Below are 24,539 nucleotides of genomic sequence, written 5' to 3' on the forward strand. Positions count from 1 at the left end.
GCTGCTCAAGGCTATGCGCGGCGCACATACTCGCGCAGAAAACACACTTCTGATGCTTTTACAGCCGCGATTGTTGGGAAGCTTTTCGGCAGTTAGCTAGCCGCCGAATCTCAGGAGTGAAATTCCCACATGGATGCCCAGTCGAACCCCGATCCCGGTCGCCCGAATCCCATGTCCCTTTCGGGTCGGACCATCATCATTACCGGCGGCGCCCAGGGGATCGGCCTCGCGGCGGCAAAGCTGGTGGCGGATCTCGGCGGCAATCTTGTCCTGGTCGACATGAATGCCGAAAATCTCGGCGCCGCGCGCGACGCGATCGGAACGGACACTTGCCTGACCGTGGCGGGCAATGTTTCGGACCCCGCCTTCGCGCCCTATGCCGTCGCGCAGGCAGTCGCCCGGTTCGGCGCAGTCGACGGCCTCGTCAACAACGCCGGTATCACGCGCACCGCGATGGCCGACAAGATGACACTGGAGCAGTGGCAGCAGGTGATCGAGGTCCACCTGACCGGATCCTTCCTGTTCCTGCAGGCGGCGGGACGCCGGATGATCGAACAGGCAAAACCTGGCGCGATCGTCAACATCTCGTCGGATGCCGGTGTGCAGGGCACCATCGGCCAGATCAATTACGGCACGGCCAAAAGCGGGATATTGGGCATGACGATGAGCGCGGCGCGCGAATGGGCGCGCCACGGCATCAACGTCAATTGCGTCGCTTTTGGCGTGGTCGAGACGCAGATGACCGAAACGCTGCGCGGTGAGAAATTTCGCGACACCATGCTGTCGAAGATTCCGCTGCGCCGGTGGAGCAGCGCCGAAGAGGCCGCGATGCCGATCTGCTTCCTGCTCTCCGGCGCCGCCTCCTACATCACCGGACAACGCCTGTCGGCGAACGGTGGCCACCAGATGAGCGCGTGAGGATATTGTCGATGTGGCGCCACGAGGATGAACTGCAATCGATGCTGCGGGACAGTGTCGATCGTTATGCGGTCGCCAACGACACGCTGGTTCGCTTTCGCGACAAGCGCGGATCGGCGGATGGCTTCGATACGCAAAGCTGGCGGGACATGGCCGCGCTCGGCTGGACCGGCGCGCTACTGCCGGAGGAAGCGGGAGGAGCCGGACTGGATTTTCTGCCGGTGCTATCGCTTGCGGAAGCGATAGGCCGCAACCTGATCCCCGAACCCTTCGTGGCGAGCGCGATCATTGCCGCGACGGTTCTGGGCGCGTCGAACGCTCCCGCCGCGCGGAAGCTGGCACGGGCGCTGGTCGCCGGCGAGGATGTCATCGCACTCGCCGATCAGGAAGACATCGCCGCTATCGAACCGGCGGCACCGCATACCGCGCTCCAGCCGCTCGATAGCGGCGGTTTTGCGCTCACCGGAAGCAAGATTTTCGTACCGGCGTGGACGAGCGAGACCCGGTTGCTCGTCTCCGCGACGCTTGAAGGCGATCCGGTCGTCATCGCCGTTGATGCCCGAGCCCCGGGCGTCGCGGCAGAAACGCACCGCATGACCGACGGCACGATTTGCGCCCATCTCACTTTCGACAAGGCCGCACTCGACAGCGATGCGCTCATTCTGCGAGGAGACGATGCCACGGATGCCATCCGCCTCGCCCTCGCGCGCGGAACGATCGCGCTCGCCGCGCAGCTTGAGGGCGCGGCGCGGCGCCTTCTGTCAATGACCGGCAATTATCTCAATCAAAGGGCGCAGTTCGAAAAGCCGCTCGCAAGCTTCCAATCCGTCCGGCACGGTCTGGTCAGCCAGCATCTGCAGATCGAGCTCGCCGGCGCGTCGTGGCGCTCCGCCGCAGCTTCGCTCCAGCAGGGCCTGACCGGGGAGGCAGCGATGCGCATCAGCGCGGCCAAGGCCCGGTGCGCCGACGCCGCACAGGGGATGAGCAAAGCCGCGATCCACTATCACGGCGCCTTCGGCTTTACCGAGGAAGCCGACATCGGCCTCTATGCAAACGCGATCCTCCGCTGGGCCTCATGGCTCGGCAATGCCGATGCGCATCGCGGGCGCGCGCTGAACCTGTCGAGGGAGCAACAACCGACATGCAACTGACCCCCCCGACCGGCACCGCCGACCTCGATGTGCTTTCCGTCCCGGAATTTCGCGCCCGGTTCCGGAACTGGCTCGAAGAACATTATCCGCCCGAGTGGCGAAAGCCGATCGTTCTGCGGCTGCGCGGCGAGCAGGAGAAACGCTGGCTCCGCTTGCTCGATGATCATGGCTGGCGCCTCCCGGCCTGGCCGCGCGAGCATGGCGGCCTGGGCCTGCCGCTCGCCAAACAGCTCGTCTATCATGAGGAGCTGGCGCGCTTCGGCGCGGCTCGCTTCCTCGATTCAGGCGGGACGATGCTTGGCCCGATCCTGATCCGGTTCGGCACCGCGGCGCAGCAAGCGAAATATCTGCCGTCGATCCTGCGCGGAGAGACCTTGTGGTGCCAGGGCTATTCGGAACCCAATGCGGGTTCCGACCTTGCAAGCCTCAAGACCATCGCCGTGCGCGACGGTGATCATTATGTCGTCAACGGGTCGAAGATATGGACGACGATGGCCATGGACGCGAGCCACATGTTCCTGCTCGCCCGGACCCAGCAGGGTCTGCGCAAACAACAGGGGATTTCATTCTTTCTGATGAAGATGAATACGCCCGGCGTGACGATCCGGCCGATCGAGAACCTCGCCGGCGAAAGCGAGTTCGGGCAGGTTTTTTTCGACGACGCCAGGATTCCGGCCGGCGATCTCGTCGGGGTCGAGGGGGACGGCTGGGGTATCGCCAAGGCGCTGCTCGGCGTCGAGCGCATCTTCGTCGGTAGTCCCGGCCTGCCCCGTGACGCCTATGCGGTTTTCCGTCAGGTCGCCGACCAGCTCGGCTTGAACGGCGGATCGTTCGATGCGCTCAACGCCAGCCTCTTTTGCGACCTGAACGACCTGGTCGCGCTATATGAGATGGTGGCTGCGGCGGCCGTGGCCGGCACCGCGGAGGACCATGATTACTCGCTCCTGAAGTTGGCCGTGTCGGAGCTGTTTCAGCGGATCAGCGAGGCGAATTTACAGATCGCGTCGGACTATGCCGGCATTCACGGGCCCGCGGAGATCGGCACGCTGAAGCTGCAGCTCCACCAGATTTACATGCTGGCGCGCGCGGCAACGATCTATAGCGGCACGAGCGAGGTCCAGCGCGACATCATTGCCCGCGCGCTGCTCGGCAAGGCGGGATGAAGCACGCACGGCAACCAGGCCGGCACTAGCCTGATCCGGGACCAGTCAGTTCGTGCTCCAACCGCCGCCATCGACCCTGCCCGCAGACAATATGCCCTTGCCTGCCTCGAACCGCCTTAACCCTCTGCCAGGCGGGTCGGCCGAACTGCGCGGATCACGCCATGCCATTACGGGCGCGCCATTCTGCGAAAGACGGCGCGCCCGTAATCGATGTCAGAAGGACGCGCCGAACTTCACGCCCCACAGGCGCGGATCGCCTTCGAACGAATTGATCGCCCCGTAGACGCCGAGGACAGCATCGCGATTGACCAGCAAATATCGCCGGTTGAAGGCGTTGGTCACAAATGCCTGAGCATTGAAGCGGCCGTCGTCGGACTTCCACATGACACGGAAATTCACCACCAGCTTGGCCAGATCCTTCGCGAGCGGATGGTTGGTGATCGAGAAGTGCATCGCACTTCTCGCCGTCGCTTCGGACTGGAACGTCAATGTTCCCGCACCGCCCAGCGGGACATGATGGGCGATGACGCCATTGGCGGTCCATTTCGGCGCCTGGGTCAGTTCCATGCCTTCGAGCGCGATGCCGGTCCCCGGCGCGCGGTGGTCCCGGACCACCACATCGGAATCGACGATCTTCGTCCGCAGCAATCCGCCCCCGAGCGTCAAGTCCCAGCGGCTGCTGGGCGCATAGTTCAGCTCCAGTTCGGCGCCATACATTCGGGCGTCGCCCGAATTGATGAACACATTGGATGTGGTCAATGTGGCTTGATCGAAGCTGGTCACCGACTGCTGCTTGCCTTGATACAGGTAAAGGAAGGCCGCGCCGCTGAGTCTGAGTTTATTGTCCAGTAGCTGGTGCTTGGCCCCAATTTCGAATGAATCGAGCGTCTCCTGACCCACCGGTCCCGTCGTGATCACATTGGCTTGTACCGCTCCCGGATTCCAGGTGGCGTTGAAACCGCCGCTCTTGGCGCCTCTGGAATAGCTGGCGTACCAGAGATGCCCCCTCGCCGGGGCATATTCAACACCGAATTTGCCGGTCAGGTCGCGCGTGTCGATCTTCGGTTGCGGCAAGGCCGCATGAACATCCTGGAATTCACCGGTCGATAGATTGCTGAAGGTGCCGCGGGTCAGTTCGCGGCTTTCCTTGTTGAAGCGGACGCCCAGAATCAGGCTGACATCGTCCGAGACATGCGCGTTGACCTGGCCGAATGCCGCATAGGATCTGGTCTCGACCGCGGCGTCGACCACCGTCACCCGCGATACCGAGACGAAATCTTCCAGCTTTCGATAGGATTTGTCGTCCGCGTAGAAATAGATGCCCGTGACCCAGTCGAGCGTGTCGGTCGAGCCGTTCAGCCGCAACTCCTGGCTGAACTGCTTCGCCTTGTTGTCGATCTCCACGAACTGGACGAGACCTGGGCCGAACTCCGACGTATGAAAGCCGTTATCGCCGTCGAGTTCGTAGCGGAAATCGTTGCGCGAGTAGTTGGTTATCGAGGTGAGCGTAGCCCAGTCGAGGTCGGCCTCCAGCTTGGCCGTCAGCGAATAGAACTTCTGCTTCAGATCCAGCCTTTCGCTCGGAAGGTCGGTATTTCCCTGGCCGGCCTTCCGGCTCGTGATCGGCCCGTTCGCAGAGAGCGTGTTGACGCATTTCGCGTCGAGCACGTCCTTGAGCGTGCAAAATGCGTTCGGCCAGTCCGCCGGACTGAGGCTGCCACCGGGTTTCAGCGCGCCATAGCTGTTGCCGGGGATCGTCTCGCCATCACCGTTCGAATAGGTGCCGATAAGTGTCAGCAGGGCATCCTCGCCGACGTCGAACTCGAGCGTACCGCGCAATCCCCATGTATTCGCTGCGCCCAGACGCTGGTCGGCGCCGGGCGTCTTGTTGATATTGTCGCGATGCCCGTCGTGACGGTCCCACTTGCCCGCGAGACGCGCGCGGACATTGTCGCTCAGCGGGCCGCTGATCGCTCCTTCGAGCATGACCCAATTGTCCGACCCATATTGAACATTGCCATAGCCGGTCAGATCACGGGTCGGCCGCGACGAAATATAATGGACGAGTCCGCCCGTCGTATTGCGTCCGAACAGCGTTCCCTGAGGTCCGCGCAGAACTTCCACGCGCTCGACATCGAACGTCTGTCCGGCCAATGCCGTCTCGTCGCCGAGATAGACCTCATCGACATAGACGGCGATCGAGCTTTCGTTGAGCCGGCTCACATTGCCATCGCCGCTCACGCCGCGAATGTTGAAATCGGGAATGGCGCCGCGCGATATCGAAACGGTGAAATTGGGAACCTGCTCGGCAACGGCTGCGAAGCTCTGCATTCCCTGATCTCTGAGGTCTCCGCCCGACATGGCGGTAACGGCGACACCGACATCCATGATTGATTGTTCGCGTTTCTGCGCGGTGACGATGATCTCTCCGTCCTGCGCGAACGCAGGCCCTACCGTCGCCACGAGCGTGCTCGCCGCGAGGCTCGCGCGTAAGAAAAACCGCCGGCGCGGCGCATGTATCTTATCCTTCATATCGGCCTTCCCCTCCATTTTGTTTGTGTTTTTTCTCCGCGCGCGGTGGACGCAGCCGCCCGTTCGGGTCACACGCGAAGTGCCCGTTCCATGCGGTTCGAACCGCGGCGCATTCATGCTCTGGCGGCGTTGTGTTCGCTGGGTCCGCCCGTTTTTCGGTCAGGCCTTGGGGCTTTTCGCAGCGACGCGGCCATCCGTCCCGCTGCCTTTATGCGTCCGCCAGCTTCTTCCTGGCCCTATTCGCGGCGGCCTCGAACCCGCGGTCCGTCGTTCGCGGACTGTCGAGGTTCACGATTGCTACCATTCGGTTCCGGTTTCTGTCCGATACTGCTGAACCGCCTCGAGCGTCCGGAAGACGACCGCGCGGCCCTTCGTGTACGCATCACGCAGCGGAAGGAGGGCGACCGATCTTTCGCTTCTGCCCGCCGCGACGGCTTCGACGTCGGCCCTCAGCGTCTCGTCGAACCGGGCCTGATCGCCGGCATCGACGAATTTGGGAATGATGCCGGAACGATTGTCGAAGATGATGAACAGGACCGCCCCTTCGGAGCCAAACACAAGATCGCCGTTCACGTCATTGGGCGGCGCGACGTAGAAGTCACCCGGCTTCATCCAACGGCCGTCATGCATGACCGAGCCCGACAGGAGGACGGTCATCGTCGTCGTGTCAAAAGACCGCCTGCCGGCGACATGATCGCCGATCTCGCGATCCGCCTTGATGGCGACCCCGACCGGAGAGCCGGGGCTGTTTTTCTCCCCGATGAAAACGCATCTCGTCCAAAGACCGCCGGTCTGCACCCAGCTATCGTCAAGCTCGTTGAACCTGGCGACGTCGATGCCTTTTTCGAAAGCCATGCCTACCCCTTTCCGATTGATTTCCGGCGCGCGCAATGGCGGGCCTGAGCCCCCCTAGAATCCGTAGAGTTCGGCGGCGTTGTGATAGACGATCTTGTCGCGGACTTTTTCGTCGACGCCTTGGAACATGGCGTCGCACATGGCGCGCGAGTTGGGGTAGGTGCTGATGCCGTGCGGGAAGTCGGTCTGGAACATCAGCGTTTCGGCGCCGAGCAGGTCGTGGGTGCGGATGGCGACGGTGTCGCGCAGGAAGGTGAGCTTGATGTTGCGCTTGAAATAGTCGCTCGGCTTTTCGGGGATACGGCCCTCGAAGTCCTTGACCTGGACATTCTGGTAGCGCTGCCACTCGAAGTCCGCGCGCTCGAGGATGTGCGTCGCCCAGCCGGCCTCATTCTCCGCCGAGATGAACTTGAGCTTCGGGTGGCGCTCGAAGACGCCTCCGAAGATCATGTTCAGCATCGGCTTCACGAACACCTCATATTTCAGCGGCGACTTGGTCGGATTGCGGCCGCCCGAGGCCTGGATGAGGTTGGTCTTCTTGTTGCGCTCGCGCGCGGTGCCGGCATGGATGTTGACCGACATGTCGTTGGCGACCGCCGCCTCCCACAAAAGGTCCATGCCGCGCTCGTGATATTGCGGCACGCCCTCGCCCGCGACCGTCGGGATCATCACCCCGACAAAGCCCAGCTTCTTCGCGCGCTCCAGTTCCTGCACCGCCAGCGCCGGATCGTCGTTGGCGCGCATCGCGATGCCCTTGAACCGGTTGGGATGCGCCGCACAGAACTCCGCCAGCCAGTCGTTATACGCACGCAGCAGCGCCCATTTGAACTCGGCGTCGTCGATCCCGTAAAAGCCGAGGCCAAAGGTCGGGTACATCACCTCGCCCCAGATCGTGTCGCGGTCGATCTCCTTGATCCGCGCATCGGGGTCATAAGCCGACGGCGGGATATCCTCTTCCCAGCGCCCCGTCTGGCGCACTTCGCTGTTGCCGCGAAACACGCCCGCCGCCGTGCCGATCGGCGGCATCTCGATATCCTCGCACACCAGGCGGTCGCTGCCGTCGTCGTTGCGCACCAGACGCGGCGCCCGGTCCCGATACTCCGCCGGCAAACGCTCCTGCCACAAAAACCACGGCTCGATCACGTGCGAATCCGACGATATGATCTTGTAATCACTGCTCATAATTCTACCTCTGCCAGTTGGATAATGCCTCTCCGCCGATCGCGGATGGTCATGAAATCACGGTATAAATTCACAGTTCGGCGCTATTGCTTGAGCAGCCCGCCGTGCACTTCGTCCCAATAGGCCATCTCGTCGGGCTCGTCGTAATCGGGCTTGGCGCCGTGATGATCGCCGAACAGTTCGATAAAGATGCATCCGCCACCGGTGACGACGGCGTCGCCATAGTTGGTGCCCGAGGGGACGATTTTCGCCTGGCCGGGGCGCAGCCAGATCCCGTCCATGTACATCGCGCCTTGCACGACCAGATTGATCGCGTCGCAGGAATGCGAATGGCGCCCTCGCAAGGGATCGCCAGGCCCTTCGTTCAGCCAGACGAGCGCCGCGACGGGCGCGTCCTTGTCGCCATCGGGTCCCAATGAAATCGTGCAGGTTCGCGCGTTCAACCCGCGCTTCGACCATGGCAGATCCGGATCGCTGACATTGGAATACCAGCCGCGTCCTTCTTTTTTGGCTTTCTCGATTTCGCTCACCGAACCCTACTCCCGGTACATGGACGTTACATCGGTGCGATGCTCATCCCTATCTGGACCTGGCCGCATCCTGCTGGCCTCGGGCATCTGTAGAACCAATTGCCCCGTTTCGTCAGGGGGACGCCGGCGAAATTAGATATGTGATGGCGGACGAATCAAAGCCATCGATCCTAATATCGCGCAATCCGTCGCCACCCTTAGAGAAAAGACGCCGATCCACGTCAGTGGACTAGCGATAATAGTGTAATTCAATCTCGTTCTCGAACTGTCACAGAGATCACTCCATCACATACATGATCTTATTCCGCCTCGGGTTACAGGCGAGAATTACATGATAGATGGCAAATCACTGGTTGATTCTTATGAAAGTGACGGCGGATGAGCGACAGCGCGACGCATATAAAAGACTTTCCGATACGGCTGCGGGGCCATTCATTCGACGACTTTGCCGTCGACATGGTGTTCGATCACCATTGGGGCCGCACGATCGAACAGTCGGACAATATCCTGTTCTCGCTGACGACGCTCCAGTTCAATCCCCTCTTCTTCAATCGCGAATATGCCAGGGCCGATGGCCACGCGGATATTGTCGTCGCTCCGATGCTGGTTTTCGCGACGGTGTTTGGCCTGTCGGTCGAGGACCTGAGCGAACGCGGCGGCGCGTTTCTGGGCGTCGACGACCTGTCGTTCGAAGCGCCGGTGCATGTCGGAGATACGCTCACCGCGCGCTCGACCGTGCGAGCGCTGCGCCCGTCGAAGAGCGATGCCAACTACGGCATCGCCACCTGGCTGACCGAAGGCTTCAACCAGCGCGGCGACCGCGTGATCGTCTTCACGAGAAGCAATCTCGTACCTCGCAGGGATGCCAGCTTATGAGCTTCTCGCTAACCGACGAGCAATCGATGATCCAGAGCGCGGCGCGCGACTTCGCGATGAACGAAGTGCTGCCGATCGCCAATGAATATGATCCCGAACGGCGCGACATCCCGCAGTCGCTGCTCGCCAAACTTTCGGAAATGGGCTTTTTCGGCATCACCATTCCGCAGGAATATGGCGGGCTGGGGCTTGGCTGCCTTGAATATTGCCTCGTCACCGAAGAATTGTCGCGGGCGTGGATGAGCGTCAGCAGCATCATTCGCCCGATGCTCGGCTATCAGGCGATGACCGAAGCGCAGAAGCGCACTTACCTCCCCAAGATGGCGACCGGGGAAATGCTCTTCGCCTTTTCGATGTCCGAGCCCGGCACGGGATCCGATATATCGGGCCTGTCGACGCGGGCGGAGCGTGACGGCGATGACTGGCTGATCACGGGCAATAAATATTGGTGCACCAACGCCGACGGTTCCGACGCAATTCTTGTGCTCGCCCGAACCGAGTCGGTTGACAAGGCGAAGCCACATCAGGGCATTTCGGCTTTCGTGGTCGAAAAACCGCGCGGCGAACTGCCCCAGGGTTGTGCCGGCGCGCCGATCCCCAAAATCGGATATTTCGGGTGGAAGACCTGGGAACTGGCGCTCGACCAGTGCCGCGTGCCGCACGCCAATATGGTGAGCGAGCCCGGACGTGCTTTCTACCTCGCGACCAGCGGTCTCGAAGTCGCCCGCGCGCACACCGCCGCACGGGCGATCGGCCTGGCCCGCGGCGGGCTTGAAGATGCGATGCGATACGCGCTCGAGCGCGTGCAGTTTGGCCGGCCGATCGGCGAATTTCAGGCAATCCGCTTCAAGATCGCGCAGATGGCCACCGATATCGAGGCGGCGCGCCAACTGCTCTATTCGGTGTGCAGCAAGATCGATACCGGCGTCCGCTGCGATGTCGAGGCGGCGATGGTGAAGCTGTTCGCGACCGAGATGGCGGAACGTGTGACGTCGGAGGCGCTGCAGATTCACGGCGGCGCCGGATATACGACGCACCATGCCGTCGAACGCTATTGGCGCGACGCGCGCCTTACCAAGATTTTCGAGGGCACGTCGGAGATTCAGCTCCGCGTGATCTCTGACCGCCTGTTGGGGAAGCCAGCCGCATGACCATCGTAACACTTACCAGTCCCGACAGCTATTTCGAGGACTTCGCACCCGGCCAGCGCATGCGCCACGTCCGCGGAAAAACGATCGGCGAGAATGAGACTGTCATTCTGGCGCATCTGACGATGAATACCGCGCAGGGTCATTTCAATGCGCACGACATGGCGGTTTCCAAGTTCGGGAGGCGCATCACCTATGGCGGCGTGACCGCATCGATCGTTGTCGGCCTCGCCAGCGAGGACACATCGGAAAACGCGCTGACGGACGTGGCGCTCGACAAATTGCGGCTCAAAACACCCGTCGTCGAAGGTGACACGCTCTACAGCGCGACCGAGGTCTTGTCTTGCGGCCCATCCGACCGGGCCGATGCGGGGCTTGTCACCTTCAAGCACTACGGCTTCAATCAGCGCGACGAGTTGGTGTGCGAGGTCGAGCGCACCGTCCTTCTGCGCCGCCGCCCGAACGCGGCCTGATGCAGCCCTTTCCGCCAGGCGCTTTGGACGGCGTAAGGGTGATCGACCTCACCCAAGTGCTGGCGGGTCCGTTCTGCACGCAGATCCTGGCGGACCACGGCGCGGAGGTCCTGAAGGTCGAGCCGCTCAGGGGCGACGAGACGCGCAGGCTCGGCCCCTATCGCGCCGACGACGAATTACGCGCGATCAGCGGCTATTATCAGAGCGTCAACCGCAACAAGAAAAGCATCGCGCTCGACCTGAAATCTCCCGAGGGCCGCCAGGTTCTGCTTGACCTTATCGATGGCGCCGATGCGGTGGTCGAAAATTCGCGCGGCGGCGTGATGGAGCGGCTTGACCTCTCTTATGAGCTGTTGTCGTCGCGTAATCCCAAGCTCGTATACGCGGCAATCCGCGGCTTTGGCGACCCGCGCTCGGGCGAAAGCCCCTACGCCGCTTGGCCGGCCTTCGACATCGTGGGACAGGCGATGGGCGGGATGATGGGGATCACGGGTCCGGACGCCGACACGCCCATCAAGGTGGGGCCCGGCGTCGGCGATCTCATTCCGGGTCTGTTCGCCGTCATCGGCATCGTGATGGCGTTGATGAACGCCAGGCAGTCGGGTGCCGGGCAGTTCGTCGATGTCAGCATGGTGGACTGCGTCCTTGCGACCAGCGAACGCATCATCAACCAGTATAGCTATACTGGCCGCATCCCCTGCCCCGAAGGCAACAGGCACCCGCTCTTATGTCCCTATGGTGTCGTGCGCGCGGCGGATGGCTGGCTGACGCTGAGCGCACCGACCGATGCCTTCTGGCGCAAGCTGCTGACGCTGATCGCGCGGCACGATCTGGTGGACGATGCGCGATATGCGGCCAATGAGGCCCGACTCGCCAGGCAGGACGAAGTCTATGCGCTCGTCGAGGAGTTTACGCGTACGAAAACCAAGGCCGAACTGACCGAATTGTTCGGCGGTGTCATTCCCTTCGGCCCGATCTACGACGTGTCGGACATTTTCGCCGATCCGCATTTCCGCATTCGTGACATGCTCGTCGATGTCGACCAGCCGGGCTCGGCCACGCCTGTCACCGTCGCAGGTGTGCCGATCAAAATGAGCCTGACGCCGGGCCGCGTCCGGCACAGGGCTCCCCTGCTCGGCGAACATACGCGCGAGATACTCCGGACCGCCGGCTACGCCGGCGCTGCCGCCGACCGCCTCTTCCACAACAATATCGTCAAATAGGAACCATCATGACCTACCAGCGCCCTGTCCGTCGCCGCCGCGTGCAGCTTGCCGTTCCGGCCTCCAGCGAAAAGATGCTCGCCAAGGCGGCAGCGTCAAATGCCGATCATGTCTTTCTCGACCTCGAAGATGCGGTGACGCCGCGCGAGAAGGTGTCGGCCCGCGCAAAAGTGATCGATGCGCTGAACAACCTCGACTGGGGCGACAAGACGCGGTGCGTGCGGATCAACGATCTCGGCACCGAATGGTGTTATGAGGACATCATCCAGGTGGCCGAGCAGGCGCATGACCATCTCGACACGATCATGCTGCCCAAGGCGCGCTGCGCGTCCGATCTGCTGTTTGTCGATACGCTGCTGTCGCAGATCGAGAAGCGGCTGAAACTCGAAAAGAAGATCGGGCTCGAAGTCCTGATCGAGGAAGTCGACGGTATGCGCAACGTGAACGAGATTGCGTTCGCCACGCCGCGCCTGGAAGCCCTGATCTTCGGTTTCGGCGATTATTCGGCATCGATGGGGATGGATCCGGTCATCCTTTATGGAAAGAGCAGTTATCCCGGCGACCCGTGGCATTACGGCCGGTGGCAGCTGGCGATTGCTGCGCGCGCGGCTGGCGTGGATGCGATCGACGGTCCCTTCCCGGGCCTGAAAGATACCGAGACCTATCGCGAGGAATGCATTCGCTCGCAGCTGCTCGGCTTCATCGGCAAATGGGCCCTCCATCCGGTCCAGATCGACGTCGCGCTCGACGTCTACACTCCCGATGCCGAAGCTGTCCGCAAGGCGCGCGCCATGATGGAAGCCTATGCCGAGGCCGAGGCCCAGGGGTTGGGCACGATTTCGATCGATGGCCAGATGGTCGATGCCGGGACCGTCCGCATGCAGCAGGTCATCCTGCAACGCGCGCTGCGGGCGGGTGTTTAGACCCCGCCGGCGTCACCGCCCCCAAGCTGCTCTTCCCATGCGAGGTGTCCGATGGGCGAACTGACAAGAAGCGCGGGACGTTTCGCCGCCGAACTGCGCTACGACGACCTTCCGCCCGGCGCGGCGGCGACGGCGATGACCGGTATCGCCGATTGCGTATCGGTGATCCTGCTCGGCCTCGACGAGCCGGTGACTGCGATAGTCGCCGCGGGAGCGCCCCGGGGGGATGCGGCAAGCGCATTATGGGGAAAGCTGCGGACGACCGCCGACTATGCCGCGCTGATCAACGCGACGTCGGCGCATTCGCTCGACTATGACGATACCAGCGGCGAAAGCCATCCGAGTGCCGTGCTGTTCCCCGCCATTCTCGCGGTGGGCGAACCATTCGCCAGCGGCCAGGACATACTCGCCGCCTATGTTGCAGGCTATGAAATCTGGTGCGAACTTGTTTCGAGGGACCGGGACAAGCATCACGTAAAGGGTTTTCACCCCTCCGGTATTTTCGGTGCGATCGGGGCCGCCGCTGCCTGTGCGAACCTCTTGCGCCTCGATGCGCGGCAGACCTCCGCCGCCTTGGCGATCGCCGCCTCGATGTCGGCGGGCCTCGTTGCCAATTTCGGTACGATGACCAAGCCTTACCAACTTGGCCGCGCGGCGCAGAGCGGGGTGCTGGCGGCGCAAATGGCGGCCCGCGGCATGACCGCGGGGATGGACGCGCTCGAGCATCCCGGCGGCTTCCTTTCTGCCTTTTCGCCCGCCGGCCGGATTACCCACGAAACCGCGCCGCGCTTCGGCGACGAATGGCGCATTCTGAACGAAGGGCTGAACATAAAACTCTATCCCGTCTGCTATGCGGCGCATCGGCTGATCAATTCCGCGACGGCAATCGACGGGCTGGCGGGCCGCGTCGAGGCGATCCGGTCGATCCGTGTGCATCTGGGGAAAATCCAGTCCGGAATCCTGCGCTATCGCGAGCCAGGCGATGCGCTCGAAGCGAAATTCAGCGCTGAATTTGCCGTTGCGGCAGCTCTACTGGCTGGAAATGTCGGCCTTCGCGAACTCGACGACAGCTTTGTCAGGCGAGCCGATGTCCTCCGGCTGATGCGTTGCACGCAGCGGATCGAAAGCGATGAAGTCGATCCGGACCAGGCGCTTTTCTCGCCTGCGGACTGGGTCGAAATCATATTCGACGACGGGGAAATCCGCACCGGCCCGCCGGTCCGCTTCGCGGTCGGCCACGCCCGCAATCCTGTGGCAGATGCGAAATTATGGGCGAAGTTCGAAGAATGCACCGAAACGCGGCTGAACGGCGCGGCGCGCGAGGCCCTCTTCTTCCGTCTCAACACGCTACAGGATCTGGGAAAAATCTCGCAGCTCTATGATCGGATGGCGTAACGGCGGTGGCCGATCATCCTGATATGCGCCTGAGCGGACCGGTGCCGCTATGAACCAGACCGTCAAATCCGCGCGCCGTGTTCTGGAAGTCCTGGAATTTTTCGCGGAACGCCAGCGGCCCGCCACGGTCGAAGAAATCCGGCAGGCACTGGACTATCCGCAGTCGAGCACCTCCGTCCTCCTTCATTCGCTCGCGGCGCTGGGGTATCTCAGCCAGGAGACCGGCACGCGCCGTTTCCAGCCGACCATCCGCATCGCCTTGCTCGGCGCCTGGCTGATCGAGGATGCCGGGCGAACCCAGAATCCATCGACCATGATGCGTCGATTGAGCGCCGCGACCGGCGATATGATTTTGCTCGGAACCCAACAGAGCATGAATGCCGTCTACGTCAAGATCGAGCAGGCGACCAACCCGATCCGCTTCCATATGAAGCAGGGTGCGTGCCGCCCCCTATGCACGACCGCTATTGGCCGGGCCTTGCTCTCCGGCAAATCTGACACCGAAATCGGCGCGATCGTTCGCCGCGCGAACGCGGAAAGAGAAGCGGGCGATCCACTAGTCTCACCGACTGAGGTCATCGAAGCCGTAAGACAAGGGCGCACCCTGGGCTATTTCCTTACCAAGGGGATGGTGACCCCCGGCGCGGCGGTCATCGCGATGCGCCTGGACGGACCGGGCGACCACCCGCCGCTGGCTGTCGGCATCGGCGCGCCGGTCGACAGGATCGAAAGGGAGCTTTCGCATTTCGTCGAGTTGCTGAGAAAGGAGGTCGAGCAAGCGACGCCGCGAACGGCCGGATGATCTCGTCCTCTCGGCGCGTAGCCGATGAACACGCTCAGGGCCGTTTCAGCTGGCTTTGATAGAAGCCGTCATTGCGCCGAGCTTCGGCCATCTGCGGCACATGGTCGAGCAGCCCACCATCCACCTGCAGCAATTGCGCGGTGATATAAAAAGCGTCGTCGGATGCCAGGAACGCGACGATCTTCGCGATATCCTCCGGCACGCCGAGCCTCGGCAGCATGCAATGCTCGGCCAATTTATCGAGCGATTTCTCATCGGTGCGCGCCCGCGCTTCATCGCTGAGGTGGATGCCCGGCAGGACGGCGTTGCAGCGGATGTTCTGCTTGCCATATTGCGTTGCGATATATTTGGTCAGCACATTCACGCCGCCTTTCGAGGCGGCGTAGGCGTTCGACATGAGATAGCCCGCCATCGAGGCTGCCGATGAAATATTGATGATCGAGCCGCCGCCGCGTTCAATCAGATATGGAATGGCGGATTTGCTCGCCAGGAACACGCTGCGTAAATTGACGTCCATGGTGCGATCCCACAGCGCGGTCTCGAGGTCTGCGAGCTGGATCTGATGTTCCTGTCCGAGCAGCCCGGCATTGTTGACGAGGACGTCAAGGCCCCCACATTCCTTGACGGCGAATGCCATCAAATCGCGAACCTGATCCTCCTGGGTGACGTCGGTGACATGCGCGACCGCATCGCCGCCCCGCTCGTTGATTTCGTCGCGGCGCCGTTCGACGCCCGCCTTGTCGATGTCCGAAAGCACGATCCGGGCCTTCCGCGCGGACAGCAATTCCGCGATGCAGCTGCCCAGATTCCCTGCGGCGCCCGTCACGATGATCACTTTTCCCGATAATATTGTCATGATTATAAACCTGTGTTTCACGTGACGGACGGTGCCGCCGTATCGATCGCCCGGCCGCCTGCGTCGCGGCCCGGACCGCGCATCACAAACGTCACTCGCAGACGTCGCCGCCGCCAGCCACGGGCAAGACCCGTGGTCGGTCGCGGCCGGGCGGGTTCGGACTAGTCCAGTCTTGCGGACCGCTCGAGCGCCTTCATCGTCACCCGCGGATATTTGACGACCGAGCGCATGAAGCGGGTCATCGCCCGGTCAGAAGGCACGAGGAGCAATTCGTCGAGGCGCATGTTGTTCAGGATCGGAATATCTTCGTTGATGATCTGGGTGTGCATCGCCGCCTGCCGATCGAGGAATTCCTCCGCGCCGGGCCCATTGGTGGTGACAATGGTCAGAAAGAACTTCGTCCCTTCGCGAACCGAGGGAACGCTCCCCGCGATATACCATTTCAGCCGCCCGCCCTGATCCCCCTTGGTGCGCAGCGAATTCATGCCGTACACATCGATGTCCATCCGCAGGCCGCCGGCCGCCTTCGCGCCCATGTCGGCGACCCATGACATGCGGCGCCGGTAGGTATCGATCTCCTCGACGTCCGAATTGACGATATTGATCCCGTGGAGGAAGCGCAGATGCGCGATATCGAACACGTTGGTGGTGAAGATCCACGGCTCGCAATCGAGCTTGTCGCTGAGCTCAATCTCATACGAGCGCGCGACATGCTTTTCCTCATCGAAATCATCGAATGTCTGGATATCGTAGAGCGGCGTTTTGCCGAAAAAGACCCAGATGAGACCGAATTGCTCGCGCGAGGCGAATTGAAAGAGGTTGGCGCGCCTCGGGATCTGGTCGCCCGCGGGGATATTCTTGCACTGGCCGCCATCGCCATAGGCCCAATGGTGGAAAGGACACCGAATATTATTGCCCTGGACCTCGCCGCCCACGCTAAGGTCGGCGCCCATATGCTTGCAATAGGCGGACATCGCGCGGACTGCGCCATCTTCGCCGCGATAGACGATGATCCGCCCGTCGCCGATTTCGCGGCCGATGACCTTGCCTGTCGGCACGCTCGAAGAGAGCGCCACGGGATACCAGCATTCATGCGCGCCGGGGCCCAGATCAAAGATGGGATTGCGCCCTGATGGGCTTTCAGCCGGGCCGGTCTTTTCGAGCGAATCCATTAAACTCTCCTCTGGGCAGCCGCGTTCGGGAGTTTCTGCCCGCTGTCCTGATCCGCCGCGTCTCTCCGGCAGCTGGACATTGTTGCTGGTGAATGGCGAGGCATTCACGGTCTTATCCTCATTGGGGGCAAAGCGTTGCGGGACAAGCCATTTCCCTCCCCGCCGCGCTGTCGGACCCAAAGTATCACATTCCTGATCGAGCGCGGTCAGCTCGCGCCCGTAAAATTCCCGTCCCGCTTTTCCAGCACCGCGGCGATAGCCTCGAGATGATCCGGCTGGAGATGGAGCGTTGCTTGCATCTGCGCGGCCTCGGCCAGCCCCTGGTCGAAGCCGCTGCTCTCCATTTTGCGCAGCAGCTGCTTCGTTCCACGCAGCGCATTGGGCGGCAGCGCAGCGATCTGCTCCGCCATCCGCGTTGCGACCTCGATCAATTCGCAGCGATCCGCGACGGCGTTGGCCAGCCCCCAATCGAGCGCCTTCTGCGCGCCGACCGGCTGGGCCGTGAGCATCATCTCCTTGGCGCGCGCGAGACCGATCACGCGCGGCAGGAACCATGATCCACCGTCGCCCGAAATCAGCCCCACGCGCACGAAGCTTTCGGCGAAAGAGGCGTCGGGCGCTGCAATCCGAATGTCACACATCGCCGCGAGATCGCAGCCCGCCCCGATCGCATGGCCATGGACCGCCGCGATCGTGACCACGTCCAGTCCATGGAAGGTCGCGGGAATTCGCTGAATTCCCATCTCGTACCAGGACGCAAGTTGCGCGTGCGTGAGCTTCTGCGAGACCGTCAGTCCGCGAAGCTCGTGCAGATTGCCCCCCGCGCAAAAGCTCGCGCCATTCGCTGCGATGATCACGCAGCTCACCGATCTGTCGGCATTGGCCTTTTTCAGTCCATCGATCAGCGCGTCGACCACATCCGCCGACAGCGCATTGCGGGTCTCGGGCCGGTTCAAGGTCAGGGTCACCACCCGTCCCGACTGTTCGTAAAGAACCGGCATTTCCATCCTTCCCCTTCCATCCAAATTTGCGAGCACGCGCGTCCATCCCGGTTGTCGCGCGTGCCGCGCAGGAAGAAGCCCCCGTCCAATCGCCCATTTGCAGCCTCCGCACAAACAGGCCCGGGCAATGATCGGGAATGTGATATCGCGCGGCGGCGGGCGGCAATTTCTTTCGCCTTTTCCCCGATAGTGCCATTTGCACCTCCATTCCCGGCTTGGCGCCGGGGTCTTCGTTGAGGAGTATCTGATGCCCGAGGCCTATATCGTCGCCGCAGTCCGTACCGGCGGAGGCCGCAAGGGCGGGCGTTTGAGAGAGTGGCACCCGGTTGATCTTGCCGCCAAGGTGCTCGGCGAGCTTGTCCGCCGAACCGATACCGATCCGGCGCTGATCGACGACGTCATTCTAGGCTGTGTCGGCCAGCTGGGCGGACAGGCTGCGAATGTGGCGCGCAACGCGGTCTTGTCGGCGGGATTTCCGGAGACCGTCCCAGGGACGACGGTCGACCGGCAATGCGGTTCGTCACAACAGGCGCTACACTTCGCCGCCCAGGCAGTGATGAGCGGCACGATGGACGTCGTCCTCGCGGGCGGGGTCGAAAGCATGACGCGGGTGCCGCTCAGCTCCGCAATCAGTCTTGCCGTCGCGAATGGCTACGACCATCCGGACAGCCCGCGTATCAAAGCGCGTTATGCGGGCGCTGAACTGAATCAGTTCGCCGGCGCAGAAGTCATTGCAGCGAAGTACGGGCTGACGCGCGAGACGCTTGATCGCTTCGCCCACGACAGCCACAGCCGAGCCGCACAGGCGACGGCGTCGGGCGCATTTCGGGCGGAAATCCTGCCGCTGCCCGGCGTGGAGAAGAGCGGCGACCCCGTAATTCACGACAGCGACGAAGGCATCAGGGCGGACGCGAACCTGGCTGACATGGCCACGCTCAAACCGTTACGCGAAGGCGGCAATCTCACCGCCGCGACATCGAGCCAGATAAGCGATGGAGCGTCCGGCGTGATGGTGGTGTCGGAGGCGGGTCTCAAAAGGCTGGGCGTGCCGCCTCTCGCGCGAGTTCACCATATGACGGTCATCGGCGCCAGTCCGGTCACAAGGCTCGATGCGCCCATTCCGGCGACGGTTCGCGCGCTCGAACGCACCGGCCTGAACATCGGCGACATCGACCTCTATGAGGTAAACGAAGCCTTCGCCTCCATCCCTCTTGCCTGGCTGCGGGCGATGGAGGCCGATCCCGACCGTCTGAACGTCAACGGCGGCGCGATTTCGCTGGGCCATCCGCTCGGCGCTTCGGGCACCAAGCTGATGAGCACGCTCATCTACGCGCTCAAGGCACGCGGCGGCCGTTACGGGCTTCAGGTGATGTGCGAAGGCGGCGGACTTGCCAACCTGACCATCGTCGAGCGCCTCTAAATGCCGCCGCTCCTCGGCTAGCTCAGGGCGCGAGCTCCAGATGATCGCCGCCGATCGGGACGTCGCTGCAATCTAAAAAGGTAGATCCCGGAACATCACGACTCTGATGTTCGCAGGCGCGCTTTACACGATATATTCTAACAAGTAGGTTTTTAACAACAAATGCTGCCGCGCCGGGCGGCCGCGGGTGTCGCGGAGCAGGAGAGCTTGAGCGCATGTCTTTCGAAGATATCATCGTTACGAACAGAGGCGCGGTCCGGACCATCACGATCAACCGCCCCGCAAAGCTGAACGCCATCCGCGGGCTGACGATCGAGGAACTCGAACAGGCCTTTCGCAGCGCCGGAGCGGACAGCTCGGTTGGCGTGATCGTTCTCACCGGCGAAGGCGAACGTGCCTTCTGCGCCGGTGGTGACGTCGAGTGGGAAAAGGACGGCGGGCTGGAATCGCTGGACTGGCAGCTCGGCAACATCATCCTTGATTGCCCCAAGCCCGTGATCGCGCGCGTGAACGGCTACGCGATCGCGGGGGGCAACCACCTCGCCTATTGTTGCGATCTGACCATCGCGTCGGAGCATTCGATCTTTGGACAGAATGGACCGAGGGTCGCATCACCGGCGGGCGGGTATCCCGTTGCGCATCTTGCCGGCATAATCGGGCACAAGCGGGCTCGCGAGGTCTGGATGCTCTGCCGTCGGTACAATGCGGCGCAAATGCTCGAATGGGGTCTCGTTAATGCCGTCGTCCCGAAGGAGGCGCTGGACGCGGAAGTCGCGCGCTGGTGCGAGGAGTTGCTCGAGATGAGCCCGACGGCGCTGAAAACGATCAAGCATTCCTTTGGCCGCATCATCGACCGGACCGGTATCAAGGAAGTGGTCGAAGCGGTGGCGCCGGCCTTCTTCCAGACCGGCGAACAGAAGGAAGGCGCTACCGCGTTCCTCGAAAAGCGCAAACCCGATTTCGCGGCCTGGCGCTAGCGGACAAGCAAGCGCCAATCGATCCCGCCCGGTTGCGATCGCCCACATTCTCGACCTGAAGCCGGACTATCGGTGCCGGCCGTATCCACAACCTCGAAACGGTGCTGCCATGCAACGAATATCCGAAACAGAAAATCATCCTTTCAAGGAGCGCAACGGCCGCGCCGAGACGCTACTCGACGATTTTCTGCGTCTGGCGCGGGATTCGCCTGACAGAATTGCATTGGTCAGCTATTTTTCCGACAAGCCCGAACCGGTCCGGCTGACCTATGGGCGCATGGCCACCCTCGTCGACCAGCTTGCATTCAAGCTCCTGGAATTCGGCGTCCGGCCAGGCGATTTCGTCTCCTATCAGTTTCCCAACAGATGGGAGTTCGCGATCGCCCATCTCGCGACGATCCGCGTCGGCGCGATCTCGAACCCGATCATGCCAATCTATGGCAAACGGGAAATCCGTTTCATGCTCGAGCGAACGAGGAGCCGCGTCTGTATCGGACTGAAGACGTACCGGCGCACCGAGCCGGGCAAGATGCTCGAAGCGCTCAGGTCGGAACTGGACGATCTGGAGCATTTGCTGCTGATCGACGACGAGAATGAGGCGGGATCCCTTGAGAGCCAGCTCGGCGGCATTATCGTCGACGAGCGCGCCCGCCGCCAGCTCGACGCCCGCAGACCCCACGCCTACGATCTGGAGATGATCCTGTTCAGCTCGGGCACCACCGGCGAACCCAAAGGTGTTTTGCACAGCTTCACCTCCGCTTATCTCGCCACGTCCAATTCCTTCGATGTCATGGGGATGAGCGACGCCGACGTTGTCCTCATGTTCTCGCCCGTCGGCCACGCTACGGGTTTCCTCTATGGCGTCAATATGCCGCTTTATTGCGGGTGCAAATTCGTCTTCCAGGAAAGCTGGGATCCGGCCGAGATGCTGCGCATCGTTGAAGCCGAACGCGTGACCTGGACGATGGGAAGCGCGGCCTTTGCGAGGGACGCCTGCGACGCGGCGGAAGCGGGGCAGTATGACGCCTCGTCCTTGCGCTGCTTTGCGAGTGGCGGCGCGCCCATTCCTCCTAAGCTGGTGGGCCGGACGTCGCGGCTGCTCGGGGCCGCACTGGTCCCGTGCTGGGGCATGACGGAGGCGGGCATCGCCACCATCGGCCGCCTGACCGACAGCGAGGAGAAACGCGCATCCAGCGACGGGGCGCCCGTACCCGGCGTCGAGGTTCGCGTCGTCGATGACGAAGGGGTCGTCTTGCCCCCGAACACGCCGGGCAACCTCCAGCTCAACACCAGCGGACAGCATGTCGGCTATTTTATGCACGACACGCTCTACGAGACGTCGTTCCAGGATTACTGGTTCAAGACCGGCGACCTCGGCCAGCTGGACGACGACGGCTATGTCCGGATCATCGGGCGGTCCAAGGACATCGTCATTCGCGGCGGCGAGAATATCCCGATCATCGAAATCGAGAACATGCTGCTCGATCTGCCCGGGATCGCCGATGTCGTGATCGTCGGCGTGCCCGATGCGCGCCTCGGCGAACGATGCCACGCCGTGATCAAGCTAAGCGCGGCCGCGGCGCGGCCAAGCCTCGCCGACCTGACGCATCACCTCGAAAAGCTTGACGTAACCAAGCAATATTGGCCGGAATTTCTTTCGATCGTCGAGGAATTCCCGCGGACGGCGACCGGAAAGATCCAGCGCTTCGCGGTGCGCGAGGCGATCGTCGGCGCATCGGGCGCCGCTTAGCCTCTCCTGCAAAATACGAAAGAGACGTCAGTGAGCCAGTTCAGCTTCCCGATCGCGCCGGAAACGCCGGAAGAGCGATCGCTTCGCTCCCGCATCCGGGCATTTCTCGAAGCAGAGCGCGCCGCGGGCGGATACCAGTCCGTTGCCGACTGCTGGGTCAGCGGCGTCTCGCCGGCGTTCAGCCGCAAGCTGGGCGCGATGGGCTGGATCGGAATGACCTGGCCCGAGCGATATGGCGGCCAGGCGCTTCCCGCGCTGCACAGGCTCGTCGTCACCGAAGAGCTGCTGGTCGCCGGCGCGCCCGTCGCGGCGCACTGGATCGCCGATCGCCAGACGGGCGCCCAGATCCTGAAATTCGGGACCGAAAGGCAGAAGCAATCGATCCTGCCGCGCATCGCCGCAGGCCGCTGTTATACCTGTGTCGGAATGAGCGAGCCGCAGGCGGGCTCGGACCTCGCCGCAGTCACGACAAAGGCGACCAAAACTTCGTCTGGCTGGAGCCTGAGCGGACGAAAGATCTGGTCGACTGTCGCGCATATTTCGAACTACATGATCGTGCTGGCACGGACGTCGCCTGCCGAGGGAAAAAACCGGCACGCGGGCCTCTCGCAATTCCTCGTCAACCTGACGCTGTCAGGGATCGGGATTTCCGGTATCCGCGATATCGCCGGCCACACGCATTTCAACGAAGTCGTGTTCGACGATGTCAAATTGACGCGCGACGACCTGCTCGGCGAGGAAGGCAATGGCTGGGCGCAATGCATGGGTGAGCTCGCCCTGGAACGCTCGGGACCCGAACGGTTTCTTACGACCTTCCTGCTGCTCGAGCAGGCGTTGGCCGAACTGCCCGCCGCCTTCCCGCCTGCGATCGTCGGCGAGCTGATCGCGCGGGTGACCACCTTGCGGATCATGTCGCGCGGCATCGCGCTCCGTCTGCAGGCGGGCGAGCATCCCGACACCGAAGCCGCACTGGTTAAGCAGCTTGGCAACGCCTTCGAAAAGCATCTGTTCGGCGCCGTCCGGGGTGTTATCGCCGCATATCCCGAGGCAGAGATGCCGGCCGGGTTGCTGCGCCTGCGCGACGAGGTTCAGCTTCGCCTGCCCGCCAGCACGTTGCGCGGCGGAACGACCGAAATCCTGCGCGGTGTGATCGCTCGCCAGCTGGGTGTACGCTGATGGACGCGACGCTCGAACGCACGGCCGCACGCATCCTTGCCGATCACCGCGATGCGCCGGATGCGGCATGGACCGTGCTCGATGAAAATGGCCTCACGCGGCTGTGGGTGGGTGAAGCGCATGGCGGGTTCGGCATGTCGCCGGCCGAAGGTTTCGGCCTGGTGAGGCTGGCGGGCGCATGCGCACTGCCCGCGCCGATCGCCGAAACCCTGATCGGAACATGGCTCCTGACCGAAGCCGGTCTGGAACCGCCGCCGGGGCGGACGAGCATTTTCATCGAAGGATGGCAGCGCGGCGTGCCATTTGGCGACAGCGCCGATCATGTCGTCCATGTCCGGGACCGGTCGCTCTCGCTACTCCGCGGGCCGCTCGCCGGGAGCCGTGCCGCGGTCGGGCTCGACCCGCTGAGCGATGCTGCGTGCGGCCTCACTGGCAGCGTCGCCGCGACAGGCGAGATGCGCCACTGCATCGCCCTGCCCCTCGCCGCCCTCACCCGCGCGGCCCAGATGTGCGGCGCGCTCGAAGCGGTGTTGGCCCTTACCATCAGCTTTGCCGAGCAGCGAATTCAGTTCGGGCGTGCCCTCACGAAATTCCAGGCGATCCAGCATATGCTGTCCGAGATGGGCGCCGAAGTCGCAGCGGCCAGCGCGGCGCTCGATGCCGCGGTCGCCACTGCCGATTACAACGCCCCGTTCGACCGTCAGGCGGTCGCCATCGCCAAATTCCGCGCAGGACTGGCAGCCGGCATTGTGGGCGAACATGCGCATCAGATCCACGGCGCGATTGGATATACCGAGGAATATCCGCTGGCCCGCCTTACCCGCCGCCTCTGGCAGTGGCGCGACGATTTCGGCGGCGAAAGCTATTGGGCTGGCGAGCTCGGGAGCGCGGCGCTTCGCGAGAGGACACCGCTTTGGCCGCGCCTTGCGGGAGCCGGCGGATAATCGGCGGGACGCCGGTTCGGCGCATGGCCGGCGGGCGATATGAGCGTGTGAAGCCTCTGTTCGAGACTTGAC

The 24,539-nt window shown here is 62.8% G+C and carries 22 protein-coding genes; 15 read left to right on the forward strand and 7 right to left on the reverse strand.

All coding sequences use genetic code 11. The features are described from left to right. Nucleotides 1-171: 171 nt before the first annotated feature. Genes FHR22_RS11245 through FHR22_RS11255 form a run of 3 tightly spaced genes read left to right on the forward strand, consistent with a single transcriptional unit; the run spans nucleotide 172 to nucleotide 3,232 of the window. Nucleotides 172-918, forward strand: coding sequence for an SDR family NAD(P)-dependent oxidoreductase (locus tag FHR22_RS11245; RefSeq protein ID WP_243853651.1), 747 nt, complete (start codon nucleotides 172-174; stop codon nucleotides 916-918). An 11-nt stretch (nucleotides 919-929) separates the two neighbouring features. Continuing rightward, nucleotides 930-2,069 carry an acyl-CoA dehydrogenase family protein gene (locus FHR22_RS11250; protein ID WP_166942100.1) on the forward strand — a complete coding sequence of 380 codons (1,140 nt, stop codon included), beginning with the start codon at nucleotides 930-932 and terminating at the stop codon, nucleotides 2,067-2,069. After that, the gene (locus FHR22_RS11255; protein ID WP_166942102.1) at nucleotides 2,060-3,232 is read left to right on the forward strand and encodes an acyl-CoA dehydrogenase family protein; all 1,173 of its coding nucleotides are present in this window, start codon (nucleotides 2,060-2,062) and stop codon (nucleotides 3,230-3,232) included. Before FHR22_RS11250 ends, FHR22_RS11255 begins: the two co-directional genes overlap by 10 nt. Nucleotides 3,233-3,445: 213 nt before the next feature. On the opposite strand, the gene FHR22_RS11260 is transcribed toward FHR22_RS11255, so the two are convergent. From FHR22_RS11260 to FHR22_RS11275, 4 genes are all read right to left on the reverse strand, one after another. After that, nucleotides 3,446-5,764 carry a TonB-dependent receptor gene (locus FHR22_RS11260; RefSeq protein WP_166942105.1) on the reverse strand — a complete coding sequence of 773 codons (2,319 nt, stop codon included), beginning with the start codon at nucleotides 5,762-5,764 and terminating at the stop codon, nucleotides 3,446-3,448. Nucleotides 5,765-6,061: 297 nt separating this feature from the next. After that, a complete protein-coding gene (locus tag FHR22_RS11265) occupies nucleotides 6,062-6,655 on the reverse strand; it encodes a hypothetical protein (protein ID WP_166942108.1) in 594 nt (197 codons plus the stop codon). A gap of 18 nt (nucleotides 6,656-6,673) precedes the next feature. Next, nucleotides 6,674-7,801 (reverse strand): amidohydrolase family protein, encoded by a 1,128-nt coding sequence (locus tag FHR22_RS11270; RefSeq protein WP_166942111.1) that lies wholly within the window; start codon nucleotides 7,799-7,801, stop codon nucleotides 6,674-6,676. A gap of 83 nt (nucleotides 7,802-7,884) precedes the next feature. After that, nucleotides 7,885-8,331: a hypothetical protein gene (locus tag FHR22_RS11275; RefSeq protein ID WP_166942114.1), complete on the reverse strand. Its 447-nt coding sequence runs from the start codon at nucleotides 8,329-8,331 to the stop codon at nucleotides 7,885-7,887. A 378-nt stretch (nucleotides 8,332-8,709) separates the two neighbouring features. Here FHR22_RS11275 and FHR22_RS11280 point away from each other — a divergent pair, with 378 nt between their 5' ends. The 7 genes from FHR22_RS11280 to FHR22_RS11310 are packed head-to-tail and all read left to right on the forward strand — an operon-like array spanning nucleotide 8,710 to nucleotide 15,171. Next, entirely contained in the window at nucleotides 8,710-9,207 is a 498-nt protein-coding gene (locus tag FHR22_RS11280) for a MaoC family dehydratase (RefSeq protein WP_166942117.1), read from the forward strand. Then, nucleotides 9,204-10,358 carry an acyl-CoA dehydrogenase family protein gene (locus FHR22_RS11285; RefSeq protein WP_166942120.1) on the forward strand — a complete coding sequence of 385 codons (1,155 nt, stop codon included), beginning with the start codon at nucleotides 9,204-9,206 and terminating at the stop codon, nucleotides 10,356-10,358. Before FHR22_RS11280 ends, FHR22_RS11285 begins: the two co-directional genes overlap by 4 nt. Further along, the gene (locus FHR22_RS11290) at nucleotides 10,355-10,828 is read left to right on the forward strand and encodes a MaoC family dehydratase (protein WP_166942123.1); all 474 of its coding nucleotides are present in this window, start codon (nucleotides 10,355-10,357) and stop codon (nucleotides 10,826-10,828) included. The genes FHR22_RS11285 and FHR22_RS11290 overlap by 4 nt, the downstream gene beginning before the upstream one ends. Further along, the gene (locus tag FHR22_RS11295) at nucleotides 10,828-12,051 is read left to right on the forward strand and encodes a CaiB/BaiF CoA transferase family protein (RefSeq protein WP_166942126.1); all 1,224 of its coding nucleotides are present in this window, start codon (nucleotides 10,828-10,830) and stop codon (nucleotides 12,049-12,051) included. Before FHR22_RS11290 ends, FHR22_RS11295 begins: the two co-directional genes overlap by 1 nt. An 8-nt stretch (nucleotides 12,052-12,059) precedes the next feature. Beyond that, complete coding sequence (locus tag FHR22_RS11300) at nucleotides 12,060-12,974, forward strand: HpcH/HpaI aldolase/citrate lyase family protein (protein ID WP_166942129.1); 915 nt, start codon at nucleotides 12,060-12,062, stop codon at nucleotides 12,972-12,974. A gap of 51 nt (nucleotides 12,975-13,025) precedes the next feature. Beyond that, nucleotides 13,026-14,369: an MmgE/PrpD family protein gene (locus FHR22_RS11305; protein ID WP_166942132.1), complete on the forward strand. Its 1,344-nt coding sequence runs from the start codon at nucleotides 13,026-13,028 to the stop codon at nucleotides 14,367-14,369. 49 nt (nucleotides 14,370-14,418) lie between these two features. After that, nucleotides 14,419-15,171, forward strand: coding sequence for an IclR family transcriptional regulator (locus tag FHR22_RS11310; protein WP_166942135.1), 753 nt, complete (start codon nucleotides 14,419-14,421; stop codon nucleotides 15,169-15,171). Between the two features lie 34 nt (nucleotides 15,172-15,205). Here the strand turns inward: FHR22_RS11310 and FHR22_RS11315 are convergent, their stop codons facing one another. From FHR22_RS11315 to FHR22_RS11325, 3 genes are all read right to left on the reverse strand, one after another. Next, nucleotides 15,206-16,027 (reverse strand): SDR family NAD(P)-dependent oxidoreductase, encoded by an 822-nt coding sequence (locus FHR22_RS11315; protein WP_166942138.1) that lies wholly within the window; start codon nucleotides 16,025-16,027, stop codon nucleotides 15,206-15,208. A gap of 161 nt (nucleotides 16,028-16,188) precedes the next feature. Continuing rightward, nucleotides 16,189-17,199: an aromatic ring-hydroxylating oxygenase subunit alpha gene (locus tag FHR22_RS11320; RefSeq protein ID WP_166942141.1), complete on the reverse strand. Its 1,011-nt coding sequence runs from the start codon at nucleotides 17,197-17,199 to the stop codon at nucleotides 16,189-16,191. Between the two features lie 206 nt (nucleotides 17,200-17,405). After that, nucleotides 17,406-18,206, reverse strand: a complete 801-nt coding sequence (locus FHR22_RS11325) for an enoyl-CoA hydratase-related protein (protein WP_166942144.1) — start codon at nucleotides 18,204-18,206, stop codon at nucleotides 17,406-17,408. 241 nt (nucleotides 18,207-18,447) lie between these two features. Between FHR22_RS11325 and FHR22_RS11330 the strand changes: the two genes are divergently transcribed. The 5 genes from FHR22_RS11330 (at nucleotide 18,448) to FHR22_RS11350 (ending at nucleotide 24,467) form a co-directional block, all read left to right on the forward strand. Next, nucleotides 18,448-19,620, forward strand: a complete 1,173-nt coding sequence (locus FHR22_RS11330; RefSeq protein WP_166942147.1) for an acetyl-CoA C-acetyltransferase — start codon at nucleotides 18,448-18,450, stop codon at nucleotides 19,618-19,620. Nucleotides 19,621-19,835: 215 nt separating this feature from the next. Beyond that, a complete protein-coding gene (locus FHR22_RS11335; RefSeq protein ID WP_166942150.1) occupies nucleotides 19,836-20,597 on the forward strand; it encodes an enoyl-CoA hydratase-related protein in 762 nt (253 codons plus the stop codon). A 109-nt stretch (nucleotides 20,598-20,706) separates the two neighbouring features. Further along, a complete protein-coding gene (locus tag FHR22_RS11340) occupies nucleotides 20,707-22,347 on the forward strand; it encodes an AMP-binding protein (RefSeq protein ID WP_166942155.1) in 1,641 nt (546 codons plus the stop codon). A gap of 30 nt (nucleotides 22,348-22,377) precedes the next feature. Next, nucleotides 22,378-23,523: an acyl-CoA dehydrogenase family protein gene (locus tag FHR22_RS11345; protein ID WP_166942158.1), complete on the forward strand. Its 1,146-nt coding sequence runs from the start codon at nucleotides 22,378-22,380 to the stop codon at nucleotides 23,521-23,523. After that, complete coding sequence (locus FHR22_RS11350) at nucleotides 23,523-24,467, forward strand: acyl-CoA dehydrogenase family protein (protein ID WP_166942161.1); 945 nt, start codon at nucleotides 23,523-23,525, stop codon at nucleotides 24,465-24,467. Before FHR22_RS11345 ends, FHR22_RS11350 begins: the two co-directional genes overlap by 1 nt. Nucleotides 24,468-24,539 lie beyond the last annotated feature (72 nt).

It is taken from the genome of Sphingopyxis panaciterrae, assembly GCF_011762125.1.
GTDB lineage: Bacteria > Pseudomonadota > Alphaproteobacteria > Sphingomonadales > Sphingomonadaceae > Sphingopyxis > Sphingopyxis panaciterrae.